The following is a 12,681-nucleotide window of genomic DNA, read 5'->3' on the forward strand; positions in this document are numbered from 1 at the left end:
GCAAGCCCCGTCAACGGGAGATATCAGACGAGCCAGGAGCTGCGCGCGCCGCGCTTTTCCTCTTCCAGTTGTTTCAGGCAGGCCGCGCAGATGCGCCGATCACGCAGCAGCGGCTTCTCGGCGCCACGCCACAGTGGCTGCGCCGGCAGCAGGCTGCCGCAGAGCGTACGGTCGGCCGGGGTGCCCAGCTCCAGTTGGCGCGCGACAAGATGCACCCGGACCTCGCGGCAAGCGAACAGGTCGAGCTGCTCATCAGGCTCGATCAACTGGTAGGCGAAAAGGGTCCAGGTGGGGCGCGACATAGGGGGTTCCAGAAGGGTGCGCAAACATAGCCGAAAGGCCGGGCGCGGGGAAGCCTCGATTCTCTGGTTTATCAATGAAGTAGCGCATCACAGCAGCGGCTTGAGCGTCGGCCACACGTTGTCGAGCAGTTTCGCCTGCGCCACCTGCGCCGGGTGGATGCCGTCGGCCTGCATCATATCCTGCACGCCCCCTACCCCTTCGAGGAAGAACGGCACCAGCGCAATCTTCTGCTCGCTCGCCACGCTATCGAAGACCTTGGCAAAAGCATCGGTGTAACGCTGCCCGTAGTTGGGTGGCAGACGCATGCCCAGCAGAATCACCTTGGCGCCCGCCTGACGCGACTGATCCACCATCGAGGCAAGATTCTGTTGCAATTGCGCCGGCGCCATCCCGCGCAGGCCATCGTTGCCGCCCAGCTCGATCACCACCAGCGCCGGTTTCTGCTCCGAAAGCAGCGTCGGCAGCCGCGCGAGGCCTCCCGCCGTGGTGTCGCCGGAGATCGACGCATTCACCACCTTGTAGCCGAAACCCTGCTCCTTCAGACGCTTGTCCAGCAGGCTCACCCAACCCTGGCTGGTATCCAGCCCCAAACCGGCGCTGATACTATCGCCGACGACCAACAGCGTCTGCGCCGCGGCCTGCTGCGTGATCAGAAGCAACGCCAGGCAGCCGCCCATTAGCCATGCACGCATCGGAATCTCCATGAGCGAACGCATTCTTACCGCGCGGAACCTTAGCAAGGTTGTTTCCAGCGCGGAAGGCAAGCTGACCATCCTCCACGACCTTTCCCTCGACCTCGCTCGCGGCGACAGCCTCGCCATCGTCGGCAGCTCCGGCTCGGGCAAGTCCACCCTGCTCGGCCTGCTCGCCGGGCTGGACCTGCCCAGCGGCGGCGAAATCGTCCTGCTCGGCCACACCCTGGGCAACCTCGATGAAGACCAGCGCGCACGGGTACGCGCCGCCCACGTCGGTTTCGTCTTCCAGTCCTTCCAGTTGCTCGACAGCCTCAATGCGCTGGAAAACGTCATGCTGCCGCTGGAGCTGGATGGCCGCAAGGATGCCGGCCAGCGCGCCCGCGAGTTGCTGGAGCGCGTCGGCCTCGGCCAGCGCCTGACCCACTACCCGCGCCAACTCTCCGGTGGCGAACAGCAGCGGGTCGCCATCGCCCGCGCCTTCGCCGCCGAGCCGGACGTGCTGTTCGCCGACGAACCCACCGGCAACCTCGACACCCACACGGGCGAGCGCATCAGCGACCTGCTCTTCGAGCTGAACCGCGAGCGCGGCACCACCCTGGTACTGGTGACCCACGACGAACGCCTCGCCCACCGCTGCCAACGCCAGATCCGCCTGGAAAGCGGCCACCTGATCGACCACGTCGAACCCTGACGGACGAGAGCCAATGAAGCCACTGTCGCTGTCCAACCTGTTCCGTCTGTCCCTGCGCCAGCTGTGGCGCGAAGGGCGCAGCGGCGAACTGCGCGTGCTGTTCTTCGCCCTGCTGGTGGCGGTGGCGGCCAGCTCGGCGATCGGCTATTTCAGCGCACGCCTGAACGGCGCGATGCTGGTGCGCGCCGCCGAGTTTCTCGGCGCGGACCTGGTGCTCAGCGGCACCCAGCCAGCGCGCCAGGAGCAGATCGACAGCGGCCTCAAGCTCGGCCTGCAGCACGCGCAGAGCGTCGAGTTTTCCAGCGTGGTCGCCACCGACAACGGCATCCAGCTGAGCAGCGTGAAGGCCGTCGGCGACAGTTATCCATTGCGCGGCGAACTGAAAAGCGCACCGGCGCCGCTGCAGCCGGAAGTCGAAGGTGGTCGCCCGACCCCAGGTGACATCTGGGTCGAGTCGCGCCTGCTGGCGAGCCTCGACCTGAAGATCGGCGACAGCGTCGATATCGGCCGCAAGCCCCTGCGCATTGCCCGCGTACTGACCTATGAACCGGACCGCGCCGGCGACTTCTACAGCCTTACCCCGCGCGTGATGATGAGCCTGCATGACCTGGACGCCACCGGCGTGGTGCAGCCCGGCAGCCGGGTACGTTATCGCGACCTCTGGGGCGGTGCGCACGACGCGCTGCAAACCTACCGGCAGGCAACCCGGGACAACCTTGCCGCCAACCAGGAACTGCAGGATGCCCGCCACGGCAACCGGCAGATCGGCGATGCCCTGGGCCGCGCCGAGCGCTACCTGAATCTCGCCAGTCTCGCCGCGGTGCTGCTCGCCGGCGTGGCCGTAGCGCTATCGGCCAATCGCTTCGCCACCCGCCGCTTCGATGCCAGCGCGCTGCTGCGCTGCCTCGGCCTGTCGCGTCGCGAAGCCCTATTGCTATATGGCAGCCAGTTGCTCGTGCTGGGCCTGCTCGCCAGCGTCTGCGGCGCCTTCCTCGGCTGGCTGGCACAGCTCGGATTGATGCACCTGCTGGGCAACCTGCTGCCGCCGGAAATTCCCAATGCCGGTATCGTCCCCGCACTCGCCGGCATGGCGACCGGACTGGTCGCGCTGGCCGGCTTCGCCCTGCCGCCACTGGCCGCCCTCGGCCGCGTACCGCCCTTGCGGGTGCTGCGCGGCGACCTGCTGCCGGTTCCGATGCGTACCTGGGCCGCCTATGGCTGCGCCCTGCTCGCCCTCGGCCTGATCATGTGGCGGCTGAGCCTGGACCTGAAACTCACCCTCGCCCTGCTTGGCGGCGGCGCCATCGCCGCGGTGATCCTCGGCTTCATCCTGCTGCTCGCCCTGCGCGGCCTGCGCCGCGCATTGCAGGGCGCCAGCCTGTCGTGGCGCCTGGGCCTCGGCCAACTGCTGCGCTACCCACTGGCGGCCGCCGGGCAGAGCCTGGCCTTCGGCCTGATCCTGCTGGCCATGGCGCTGATCGCCCTGCTGCGCGGCGAACTACTGGACACCTGGCATGCACAACTGCCACCCAACGCCCCGAACCACTTCGCGCTGAACATCCTGCCGGCCGAGAAAGACGGCTTCGAGCAGCGCGTAAAGGCCTTGTCGCCCAACGCCGAAGACCTCTACCCGATGGTGCCGGGCCGGCTGGTGGCAGTGAACGGCAAGCCCGTCCACGCGATGAACGAAGACGTCCGCAGCGAGCGCGCCCTGCACCGTGATCTCGGCCTGACCTGGTCAGCGCGCCTGCCAGCGGGCAACCAGATTGTCGCTGGCGACTGGTGGAAGGCCGGCGACAAGAGCGAGCTGCCGGGCGTCTCGGTGGAAGAAAAGCTGGCCGGCAATCTCGGCCTGAAAGTCGGCGACCACCTGAGCTTCACCGTCGCCGGGCAAACCCGTGAAGCACAAGTCCGTAGCCTGCGCTCGGTGAAATGGGACAACTTCCAGCCCAACTTCTTCATGGTCTTCGAACCCGGCACCCTGACCGACCTGCCGGTGACCTACCTCACCAGCTTCTACCTGCCGACCAGCCAGGAACGCCAGTTGATCGAACTGGCCCGCGCCTACCCCACCGTCACCCTGCTGCCGGTGGACGCGCTGCTCGCGCAACTGCGCAGCATCCTCGACCAGGTGACACTGGCGGTGGAGTACGTGCTGGTGTTCGTCCTCGCCGCCGGCTTCGTGGTGCTCTTCGCCGGCCTGCAGGCGACGCTCGATGAACGCCTGCGCCAGGGCGCGCTGCTGCGTGCACTGGGCGCTGAGCGCAGCCTGCTGATGCGCACGCGGCGCAGCGAGTTCGCCTTGCTGGGCGCGGTCAGCGGCCTGTTGGCGGCGCTGGGTTGCGAGCTGATCAGCTACCTGCTCTACCGGCTGGTGTTCGACCTGCCGTGGAGCCCGCATCCGTGGCTGCTGTTGCTGCCGGTGCTGGGCGCGCTGCTGGTGGGCGGCGCTGGCTTGCTCGGCACCCGCCGCGCGCTCAACGTGAGCCCGTTGCGCCTGCTGCGCGAGAGCTGATCGGGTAGACTGGCCCGATCACTTTCGTCGCACTGGATGCCATGAGCCGCTATCGTCCGCCCCGCCCCGCCGGTACCCCACTGATCACTCCCGAAGGCGAAGCGCGCCTGCGTGCCGAACTGCATGAGTTGTGGAACGTGCGCCGGCCGCAGGTGACCCAGTCGGTCAGCGAGGCTGCCGCACAGGGCGACCGCTCGGAAAACGCCGAGTACACCTACGGCAAGAAGATGCTGCGGGAAATCGACAGCCGCGTGCGCTTCCTGCGCAAGCGCCTGGAGAACTGCAAGGTGGTCAGCGAACGCCCGGCCGATCCGAACAAGGTCTACTTCGGCGCCTGGGTCACCCTGGAGGACGAGGACGGCGAGCAGGCCCGCTACCGCATCGTCGGCCCGGATGAACTGGACCTGCGCAACAACCACATCAGCATCGACTCGCCACTGGCCCGCGCCCTGGTGGGCAAGGAACTCGACGCCGAGGTAATGGTGCGCAGCCCATCCGGCGAGAAGCAGTGGTTCGTGGTGGAAATCGAGTACCCCTGAGCAACGCAGGCACTGCACTTGTAGGAGCGAGCTTGCTCGCGAACCCGCCCGGCACTGGAGCTGCCGGGAAATCCGTTCGCGAGCAAGCTCGCTCCTACAGGCTTAACCTGGACCTCAGAGCGACGGCGGGCGCCGGGTGATCAGACCCTGGCGGGCGACGCGGGTCAGCTCGTGGATGGCCGACTCGAGCTGCTCGGCCACCGGCGACTGGACGACAGCAAAGTCGAAACTATCGGAAGGGAAACGCGCGAGGTCGGCAAAGGTCGCGGCGAACTGGATCAGGAAGGTGCGCGAGCCGTTCCAGCGCTTGGGCCAGCCATCGAGGTAACGGACGAGGGTGGGCTGGTGATTGCCGCCCAGGAGAATCTTCGGATTGCGTCGCACCAGGCCCGTGGTGATCGGGGCCAGGCGCACATGCGGGTTGGGACAGGTCATGGTGTCACGTCTCCGCCTCAGGGGTCCTGCTGGACGCGGCGAGAGGCACACCGAACCAGCGCTTTAGCGGTATTTCGATGTCAGCCATCGCTGCATCCGCGCCCCGCAAGTTGCTACTTAAATCGGCGCTGTGCGGCATCCTAGAGAAGCCCCGGCAAAGCTGTCAAGGAGACTTCAGTCGATGACCACGCCACCCCTGCGGCTGTTTTTCGCGCTGCCCTGCCCGCCCGAACTGGCGGCACGCATCTGCCTCTGGCGCGACAGCCTGCAGCTCGATGGCCAGCCCGTGGCCCAGGCCAACCTGCATCTGACACTGGCTTTTCTTGGCGCCGTGCCGCGCGGGCGCAAAGCGGAATTGCGCGCCATCGGCGAACGCCTGCCGCGCCCGGGCTTCGACCTGGAGCTGGACCACCTCGCGCGCTGGAGCAATGGCATCCTGCACCTGGCGCCCAGCAGCGTGCCGGCGGCCCTGCACGAACTGGTGCACGCCCTGCGCGAGGAGCTGCGAGCAGGAGGGTTCGAGGTCGAACACCGACCGTTCCACCCGCACATCACCCTCGCCCGCCATGCCCGCAGCACGCCCTCCGCCACACCTTCCTTTCGCCTGCCCGCCCAGGCCGTGACGCTGTTCAGCTCGGAAAACAGCCCCACCGGCGTGCGCTACCGCGCCATCGGTGATTGGCCACTAGACAGCGTCTGAAGCGGTCGCCCAGCCCTGGGCATAATCGAGGAAACGACGCAGGCCCGCCGTGGGGTACTTGTCGACGTGCAGCGCGCGGAAGAAAGTGCGCCGCAGCGGCCCCAGCGGATTATCGAGGCTCACCAGCTCGCCGCGCGCCAGCTCCGCCTGTACCACGCGCTGCGACAGGCAACCGATGCCGAATCCGCTGCCCACCAGATGCTTGATCGCTTCGGCGTTGCTCACCTCCAGGGGCGCATTGACGCTCCCCAGGCGCGGCAATACCTGCTGCTCGAAGGTCACCCGGGTTCCCGAACCGGCTTCGCGCAGCACCCAGCGTGCGGCTGCCAGATCCTTCAGGCTGACGCGCCCGGCCAGTGCCAGGGGATGATCCGGCGCCACCACCAGTAACAGCTCGTCGGCCATCCAGGGGGTGAGCTGGATCTGTGGATGCTGGATCGGCGCTTCGATGAAAGCCACGTCCAGGCGGAACTCGGCCAGCGCCTCGATCACTCCGCCGCTGTTGGCGACCTGCAACTCCAGACGGCTCTCGGGCAACTCGGCGAGAAACCCCGCCATGACCTGCGGCAGCAGGTAGCCGCCGATACTGCGGCTGGCGCCCAGGCTAAGCTGCACTGGCGCCGCCTCGAACAGGCTCTCCAGCTCGGCGCTCTGTGCCAGCAGCGCACTGGCCTTGGGGTAGAAGGCACGGCCGTTGTCATTCAGCGCCAGGCGCTTGCCACTGCGGTCGAACAACCGCGTGCCGAGCGCGCGCTCCAGCTCCTGCAGCGCCTGGCTGGCGGCAGACTGTGAAAGCGCGATACGCGCAGCCGCCTGAGTGACGTTGCCCAGTTCGGCGATGGCGGTGAAGGTCGCCAACTGGCGAAGGGTGATGCGTGGCCCCATATCGATAAAACCGGTCAACCCAATAAGAACAATCCGTTTTTACACTAAGCGACGCCGCCGCACCATGGCTTCACCTTACACAAGGAGCCTGCAATGAACGCCCTCCGTCGCCTGCCTTACTTCGTCCCCGGCGCCCTGCTCTGCCTGGCCATCGCCTTCGGCTCGCGCCAGCTCATGGAAATCCCCGCGCTGCAGCATCTGGGGCTCGGCAGCCTGACCCTGGCGATCCTCATCGGCCTGCTGGCTGGCAACCTCGGCCTGGCCCGCTTCGGCAGCATTCGCCCCGGCATCGACCTCTCTCGTCAGCAACTGCTGCGCCTGGGCGTGGTGCTCTACGGTCTGCGCCTGACTTTCCAGGACATTGCCGCGCTCGGCCCGGCCGCGCTGATCATCGACGTGTTGATGGTCGCCAGCACCCTGACTGTCGCCTGGTGGATCGGCGAACGCTGGCTCAAGCTGCCCCGCGAAAGCGCCCTGCTGATCGGCGCCGGCAGCGCCATCTGTGGCGCAGCAGCCGTCATGGCCAGCAGCCCGGTGCTCAAGGCACGTGCCGAGCACACTGCCGTAGCAGTGGCCACCGTAGTGCTGTTCGGCACCCTGGCAATGCTCCTGCACCCGATGATCTACGCCGCGCTGCCCAATCTGTTTGGCAGCGAGCAGGCCTTCGGCGTGTTCACCGGCTCGACCATCCACGAGGTCGCCCAGGTGGTCGCCGCCGGCCGCGCCATGGACCCGGCCGCCGCGGACGCCGCGCTGATCAGCAAGATGTTGCGGGTCCTGCTGCTGGCCCCGGCCCTGCTGATCCTCGGTCGCGTCGGCTGCGCCGAAGCCGCCGAGCCCGGCGCGCGCCGCAAACTGCACATTCCCGGTTTCGCCGTGTTCTTCCTGCTGGTGACCGGCCTGCGCTCGCTGGGCTGGGTACCGGAAAGCTGGCTGGCGCCGCTGCAACAACTGGATGACGTGATGCTCGGCATGGCGATGGCCGCCCTGGGCCTGGCCACCCGCCTGGGCGACCTGCGCAAGGAAGGCCCCAAGCCGCTGCTGCTGGGCGCCGGGTTGTTTGTCTTCCTGCTGGTGGGCGGCGGCCTGATCAATGGCGGCGTGCAATATCTCTTCCACTGAATCGCGCTCCACTGATTTCCACTGATTCACGCGGACAAACAAAAAGGGCGGACACCTGAGGTGTCCGCCCTTTTTTGTTACCGCCTCGGCACTCAGCTGGACAGCTTGCGGTCCAGCGAGAACGGGCCGGCGCCGCTGATCAGCAGCGCGACGCTGATCATGATCAGGGTGAAGGCGTATTCGAAGCCGTTGGCGGTAATGAAGAAGCCATTGGCCAGGTGCACGCTGAATACCGCGACCAGCATGGCGACGATCAACGGAATGCTCGCCAGGCGCACCAGCAGGCCGAGGACCAGGGCCAGGCCGCCGAAGAATTCGGCGCTGCCGGCCAGGGCAGCCATCAGGTAGCCAGGAGTCACGCCGAGAGATTCCAGCCAGCCCGCCATGCCTTGCAGACCCGGGCCACCAAAGGCGCCGAAGAGCTTCTGCGAGCCGTGAGCCATGAAGGTCAGGCCGGTGGTGATGCGCAGCACGGCGATGCCGGCGCCAGCGTTGGTGGTCAGGATGGATTTGATCAGCGAGTTCATGGTGCGTCCTTATGCTAGCTCGGGTGGGAGCGAAGGGTTGCGTAGGAAGTTGGTGACAACCGTGGTTGCTTGGCGACCAATATAACCAGTTTTTACGATATAAAAAGCGCAAATTCGCGCTTATAACTATCGAATAAACCGATTACTTCTTGATTGCCGCCACACTCTCACGTGGCTCGAGGCCATCACGTTCCCGCTGATATGCAAGATAGTACTTGTTGACGCTACTGACGTAGTTCACCACGCCCATCCCCAGCTGCTCGGCCGCCACGCGCTCGACCTGGAAGAACCACTGGTTGGGATTCAGGCCCTGGCGCTTGGCCTCCGCGCGCAGGCTTTGCACCCGCTCGGGACCGGCATTGTAGGCAGCCAGAACGAAGGCCATGCGGTCCCGCTCGTTGATCCGCGGGCTGGAGAAGAAGCGCTTGCGCAGCATCGCCATGTACCGGCTGGCGGCCTGCACGTTGTTCTCCTTCTGGTGCACGGTATCCACGCCCACGGCGCGGGCCGCCGCCGGGGTGATCTGCATCAGCCCGGTGGCGCCGCCAGCGCCGCGCGCGCTGGCATTGAGATTGGATTCCTTGAAGCCCACGGCGGCCAGGGCCAGCCAGTCGACCTTGCTCTGCTCCCCGTAGCGCTGCAGGGTCGGGCGCACCGCTTCCAGGCGCTTGCGGTCAGGAACCAGCAGCGGGTTACGCACCTGGTAGGCGCGGCGATACAGGCGCTGGAAAGCTGCGTCCTGGTCCGCCGGGGCGCGATAGTCCTTGAGGAAGCGGTTGACGCTGGCGCGCAGCATCGGCGCATCACGGCGCACGTACCAGGCCATCGGCTCGCTGTTGTCCAGCACCAGATGACGGTCGACACGCAGCTTGGTAAAGACCTTGCTCCAGCGCTCGGCGATGGGCTGCTCGACCACGGTGTAGTTGAAGATGCCGGCCTGGACCATCTCCAGCACGTCTTCCACGGCCAGGGACGAGTCGGTCCACTCCAGCACCAGTGGCGCCATGCGCTTCTGCGCCAGGCGCTCGTTGACCTTGCGCACGGCCTCGCCAGCGGCGCTGCCGGCCGGCAGTGTGATGGTGCGGCCGGCGAGTTGCTCCAGGCGCACGAACTTGCGGTTGCCCTGCCTGGTCACCAGTACCAGCGGCACGTCGGCCTTCCACGGCAGGCTGGGGCTGACGTTCTGGCCGTCGCGGGCCAGCAGGACTTCCCCGGGCGCAACCAGATCGCCTTCGCCGCGCTGCAGCGCGCCGAGCAATTGATCCTTGGCCTTGGGAATGAACTTGATGGTGAGCGGCTTGCGCCCGGGGGCGCTGTCGTTGAGGTATTGCTCGAAGGCACGCAGGCGACGGTATTCGACGCCGATCGGTTCGCCCTTGATTTCGCCGGAGCTGTTGCGGCTCTGGTTGACCAGAACCCGCAGGGTACCGCCGGAGCGAATGCTGGCGAGGTCGCGGGCGTCGCTGCTCTCCTGCTCCCAGTTTTCCGGCTGGGCCGTCAGGCGCGCAGCCGCTGGCAGTGGCGTCAGGGCCACGAGGCACAGCAGTAGCAGCAACAGTCGGGTCATCCAGCTCTCCGGGGGCTCGCACTCGGCGGTGGGCCGATTCGAGTGCGGTTTCGGTCGGAAGTTCCCGACCGCCAAGGGCGCGCAAGACTCTCACAGGAGGGGGCCAATACCAACCCGAAACTTCCGATAATTCTTCGGAATACTCCGCAACCTGCTGTTATGTAAGGATTTTCGCCAAAAAAGCGGCATTTGCTATGCTCCGCTTCCGGACAAAAGGAAGAAAAATGCAACTGATCGACATCGGCGTCAACCTCACCCACCCGAGCTTTTTGCCGGAACGTGAAGCCGTCCTCGCTCGCGCGGTGGAGGCCGGCGTCGTGCAGATGGTGCTTACCGGAACCAGCCTGGATGACAGCGAACAGGCCCTGGAACTGTGCCGGCAACTGGACGAAGAACAGCGTCTTTACTGCACCGCCGGTGTCCATCCGCATGAAGCCAGCCACTGGGACAGCAGCAGCGCCAGGGTGCTGCGCGGCCTGCTGGCGGAGGATCGGGTAAAGGCCGTGGGCGAATGCGGGCTGGACTTCAACCGCGACTTTTCGCCGCGCCCGCTGCAGGAGAAGGCTTTCGAAGAACAGCTAGGCCTGGCAGTGGAACTGCAGTTGCCGGTGTTCATCCACGAGCGCGACGCCGCTGAGCGCCTGCTGGCGATCCTCAAGGACTTCCGCGACCAGTTGCCAGCGGCCGTGGTGCATTGCTTCACCGGTGAGCGCCGCACACTGTATTCCTACCTCGACCTCGATCTGCATATCGGCATCACCGGCTGGATCTGCGATGAACGTCGTGGCACTCACCTGCAGGAACTGGTGCGGGAAATCCCCGAAGGCCGGCTGATGCTGGAAAGCGACGCCCCCTATTTATTGCCGCGCACCCTGCGGCCAAAGCCCAAGAGCGGCCGCAACCAGCCGGCCTATCTGCCGGAGGTGCTGGCCTGTGTGGCCCTGCACCGGAGCGAGAGCGCAGAGCAGTTGGCGGCCCATACCACCGCGTGCGCGCGACGCTTCTTTGACCTGCCGGAAATTTGAACCGGCTCTCAAGATTGCCCTTCGTCGGCCGATAAGTCGGGAGCGGAAGGTGGCTTGATTCCCATCAATGGCCACCTTCATCCTTTTCACGACAATAGTGGCACCTTGCCACTATTCGACCGACAAGAAGAGATTTATGGCCGCCTGGATCCGCGATATTTCCCTCAAGTACAAATTCTGGGCCGTCAATGCGGTCGCCTTCATCACCACGCTGCTGCTGGTGCTGTTCGCCATGCACCAGGAACTCGATGGGCGCAACCAGCAGGCACGCCAGGGTGCCGAAGCCCAGGCCCAGATACTCAAGAGCTGGCCGGCAGGCTCGGCCCTACCGACCTCGCCGACCCTCGTCGGCTTCGCCAGCGGCAGCGCCCCGCAGATCAGTGGAGTCGACGCTTCCATCCTCGCCCGTGCCAATGGCTGGGTCGATCTGCAAGGCGCCCAGACGCGTGCCGGCACGTTGGCCGGCGCCTATGTGCAAGACCTCGGCAACGGCCAGCGGGTTGCCGTGCTGGCTCCCGGAGCCGACTTCTGGAGCGTCTTCGAAGACCGCGCCCTGCCCTTCGCCGGCGCCGTACTGGTGCTGATGCTGGCCCTGCTGGCCGCCTCGCAGCTGCTGATCCGCTTCATCCTCACGCACCTGCTGACCCTGCGCGACGTCATGCTTCACGTGGAGAAGAGCGGCGACCTGGCCGCCCGCGTACCGCTGGAAAGCCGCGACGAAGTCGGCCAGATGGCCACCGCCTTCAATGCCATGCAGGCCGGCTACCAGCGCGTGGTCGGCACCGTTGCCCAGGCCGCCGGGCGCCTCGACGAAGGGGCGCGCAGCCTCGCCAGCAGCATGGGCCAGGTGCGCCAGGGCATGCTCGGCCAGCAAAGCGAGACGGATCAGGCCGCCACCGCGATCAACGAGATGTCCACCACCGTCCACCACATTGCCCAGCACGCCGCCGACACCCGCGACCAGTCGCAGGAAGCCGACCGTCTCGCCGGCAATGGCCAGCAGGTCGTCGGCCGCGTTGGCCAGTCGATCGCCGGCCTGTCCCAGGGCGTGCAGCAGACCGCCGAAATGATCCAGCAACTGGCCCAGGACAGTCACAAGATCAGCAGCGTGGTCAGCGTCATCCACGGCATCGCCGAGCAGACCAACCTGCTCGCCCTCAACGCCGCCATCGAGGCCGCCCGTGCCGGCGAGATGGGCCGCGGCTTTGCCGTGGTCGCCGATGAAGTGCGCAATCTCGCCAAGCGCGTGCAGGACTCCACCGACGAGATCACCCAGATGATCAACGCGTTGCAGTCCGGTACCCGCGACGCCGTGGAGTTCATGCAGGAGAGCTCGATCAAGGCCGACGGCTGCGTCGAGGAAGCCCGCGAAGCCGGTGAAGCCCTGGCGGCCATCGCCTCCGCCGTAGCCTTGATGCGCGAGAGCAATACCCAGATTGCCGTGGCCGCCGAGCAACAGAGCCAGGTGGCGGAGGAAATGACCCGTTCGGTGGTTGGCATTCGCGACGTCACCGAGCACACCGTGCAGCAGACCGTCGAGTCGGCCGGCACCAGCCACCAACTGGCCGACCTCGCCGGCGAACTCAGTCGCGCCATCCGCCAGTTGCGCCTGTAATCCCTATCACCTGCATAGCCTGTGCCCATTGGCGCGGGCTTCGGGGCAGCACCTAGACTGCT

13 protein-coding genes are annotated in these 12,681 nt (G+C 66.3%); 7 read left to right on the forward strand and 6 right to left on the reverse strand.

Annotation, left to right across the window (positions count from 1 at the left end; translation table 11 throughout):
- Positions 1-23: 23 nt before the first annotated feature.
- Complete coding sequence (locus N5C91_RS18930) at positions 24-302, reverse strand: hypothetical protein (RefSeq protein WP_236170817.1); 279 nt, start codon at positions 300-302, stop codon at positions 24-26.
- An 87-nt stretch (positions 303-389) separates the two neighbouring features.
- Complete coding sequence (locus N5C91_RS18935) at positions 390-995, reverse strand: arylesterase (RefSeq protein ID WP_279831195.1); 606 nt, start codon at positions 993-995, stop codon at positions 390-392.
- A gap of 10 nt (positions 996-1,005) precedes the next feature.
- Between N5C91_RS18935 and N5C91_RS18940 the strand changes: the two genes are divergently transcribed.
- Genes N5C91_RS18940 through greB form a run of 3 tightly spaced genes read left to right on the forward strand, consistent with a single transcriptional unit; the run spans position 1,006 to position 4,743 of the window.
- Positions 1,006-1,689 (forward strand): ABC transporter ATP-binding protein, encoded by a 684-nt coding sequence (locus N5C91_RS18940; protein ID WP_236170819.1) that lies wholly within the window; start codon positions 1,006-1,008, stop codon positions 1,687-1,689.
- Between the two features lie 22 nt (positions 1,690-1,711).
- Positions 1,712-4,204, forward strand: coding sequence for an ABC transporter permease (locus tag N5C91_RS18945; protein WP_279831284.1), 2,493 nt, complete (start codon positions 1,712-1,714; stop codon positions 4,202-4,204).
- Positions 4,205-4,245: 41 nt separating this feature from the next.
- On the forward strand, positions 4,246-4,743 hold the full coding sequence (greB, locus tag N5C91_RS18950) for a transcription elongation factor GreB (RefSeq protein ID WP_279831199.1): 498 nt from the start codon (positions 4,246-4,248) through the stop codon (positions 4,741-4,743).
- A 114-nt stretch (positions 4,744-4,857) separates the two neighbouring features.
- On the opposite strand, the gene N5C91_RS18955 is transcribed toward greB, so the two are convergent.
- Complete coding sequence (locus N5C91_RS18955) at positions 4,858-5,178, reverse strand: hypothetical protein (protein ID WP_275094670.1); 321 nt, start codon at positions 5,176-5,178, stop codon at positions 4,858-4,860.
- A 181-nt stretch (positions 5,179-5,359) separates the two neighbouring features.
- On the opposite strand from N5C91_RS18955, the gene thpR reads away from it, so the two are divergent.
- The gene (thpR, locus tag N5C91_RS18960; RefSeq protein WP_279831202.1) at positions 5,360-5,878 is read left to right on the forward strand and encodes an RNA 2',3'-cyclic phosphodiesterase; all 519 of its coding nucleotides are present in this window, start codon (positions 5,360-5,362) and stop codon (positions 5,876-5,878) included.
- Here thpR and N5C91_RS18965 read toward each other — a convergent pair.
- Entirely contained in the window at positions 5,864-6,763 is a 900-nt protein-coding gene (locus N5C91_RS18965; RefSeq protein WP_279831205.1) for a LysR family transcriptional regulator, read from the reverse strand. The two genes, thpR and N5C91_RS18965, sit on opposite strands and share 15 nt — an antisense overlap.
- A gap of 93 nt (positions 6,764-6,856) precedes the next feature.
- Between N5C91_RS18965 and N5C91_RS18970 the strand changes: the two genes are divergently transcribed.
- Positions 6,857-7,885: a YeiH family protein gene (locus N5C91_RS18970; RefSeq protein WP_236198667.1), complete on the forward strand. Its 1,029-nt coding sequence runs from the start codon at positions 6,857-6,859 to the stop codon at positions 7,883-7,885.
- A 92-nt stretch (positions 7,886-7,977) separates the two neighbouring features.
- On the opposite strand, the gene N5C91_RS18975 is transcribed toward N5C91_RS18970, so the two are convergent.
- Together N5C91_RS18975 and N5C91_RS18980 are read right to left on the reverse strand one after the other, a co-directional pair.
- Positions 7,978-8,412 (reverse strand): DoxX family protein, encoded by a 435-nt coding sequence (locus N5C91_RS18975; RefSeq protein WP_017517576.1) that lies wholly within the window; start codon positions 8,410-8,412, stop codon positions 7,978-7,980.
- Positions 8,413-8,554: 142 nt separating this feature from the next.
- Entirely contained in the window at positions 8,555-9,979 is a 1,425-nt protein-coding gene (locus N5C91_RS18980) for a transglycosylase SLT domain-containing protein (protein ID WP_279831208.1), read from the reverse strand.
- Between the two features lie 224 nt (positions 9,980-10,203).
- Between N5C91_RS18980 and N5C91_RS18985 the strand changes: the two genes are divergently transcribed.
- Together N5C91_RS18985 and N5C91_RS18990 are read left to right on the forward strand one after the other, a co-directional pair.
- The gene (locus N5C91_RS18985; protein WP_236198665.1) at positions 10,204-11,004 is read left to right on the forward strand and encodes a TatD family hydrolase; all 801 of its coding nucleotides are present in this window, start codon (positions 10,204-10,206) and stop codon (positions 11,002-11,004) included.
- A gap of 136 nt (positions 11,005-11,140) precedes the next feature.
- Entirely contained in the window at positions 11,141-12,619 is a 1,479-nt protein-coding gene (locus N5C91_RS18990; protein WP_236170826.1) for a methyl-accepting chemotaxis protein, read from the forward strand.
- Positions 12,620-12,681 lie beyond the last annotated feature (62 nt).

It is taken from the genome of Pseudomonas sp. GD03903, assembly GCF_029840045.1.
Classification (GTDB): Bacteria; Pseudomonadota; Gammaproteobacteria; order Pseudomonadales; family Pseudomonadaceae; genus Pseudomonas; species Pseudomonas pseudonitroreducens.

Bases quoted from the DNA above. Each gene is read 5' to 3' on its own strand.
- N5C91_RS18975 (WP_017517576.1), bottom strand. From the start codon at position 8,412: ATGAACTCGCTGATCAAATCCATCCTGACCACCAACGCTGGCGCCGGC.
- N5C91_RS18970 (WP_236198667.1), top strand. From the start codon at position 6,857: ATGAACGCCCTCCGTCGCCTGCCTTACTTCGTCCCCGGCGCCCTGCTC.
- N5C91_RS18935 (WP_279831195.1), bottom strand. From the start codon at position 995: ATGCGTGCATGGCTAATGGGCGGCTGCCTGGCGTTGCTTCTGATCACG.
- greB (WP_279831199.1), top strand. From the start codon at position 4,246: ATGAGCCGCTATCGTCCGCCCCGCCCCGCCGGTACCCCACTGATCACT.
- N5C91_RS18965 (WP_279831205.1), bottom strand. From the start codon at position 6,763: ATGGGGCCACGCATCACCCTTCGCCAGTTGGCGACCTTCACCGCCATC.
- N5C91_RS18930 (WP_236170817.1), bottom strand. From the start codon at position 302: ATGTCGCGCCCCACCTGGACCCTTTTCGCCTACCAGTTGATCGAGCCT.
- thpR (WP_279831202.1), top strand. From the start codon at position 5,360: ATGACCACGCCACCCCTGCGGCTGTTTTTCGCGCTGCCCTGCCCGCCC.
- N5C91_RS18940 (WP_236170819.1), top strand. From the start codon at position 1,006: ATGAGCGAACGCATTCTTACCGCGCGGAACCTTAGCAAGGTTGTTTCC.
- N5C91_RS18980 (WP_279831208.1), bottom strand. From the start codon at position 9,979: ATGACCCGACTGTTGCTGCTACTGCTGTGCCTCGTGGCCCTGACGCCA.
- N5C91_RS18985 (WP_236198665.1), top strand. From the start codon at position 10,204: ATGCAACTGATCGACATCGGCGTCAACCTCACCCACCCGAGCTTTTTG.
- N5C91_RS18955 (WP_275094670.1), bottom strand. From the start codon at position 5,178: ATGACCTGTCCCAACCCGCATGTGCGCCTGGCCCCGATCACCACGGGC.
- N5C91_RS18990 (WP_236170826.1), top strand. From the start codon at position 11,141: ATGGCCGCCTGGATCCGCGATATTTCCCTCAAGTACAAATTCTGGGCC.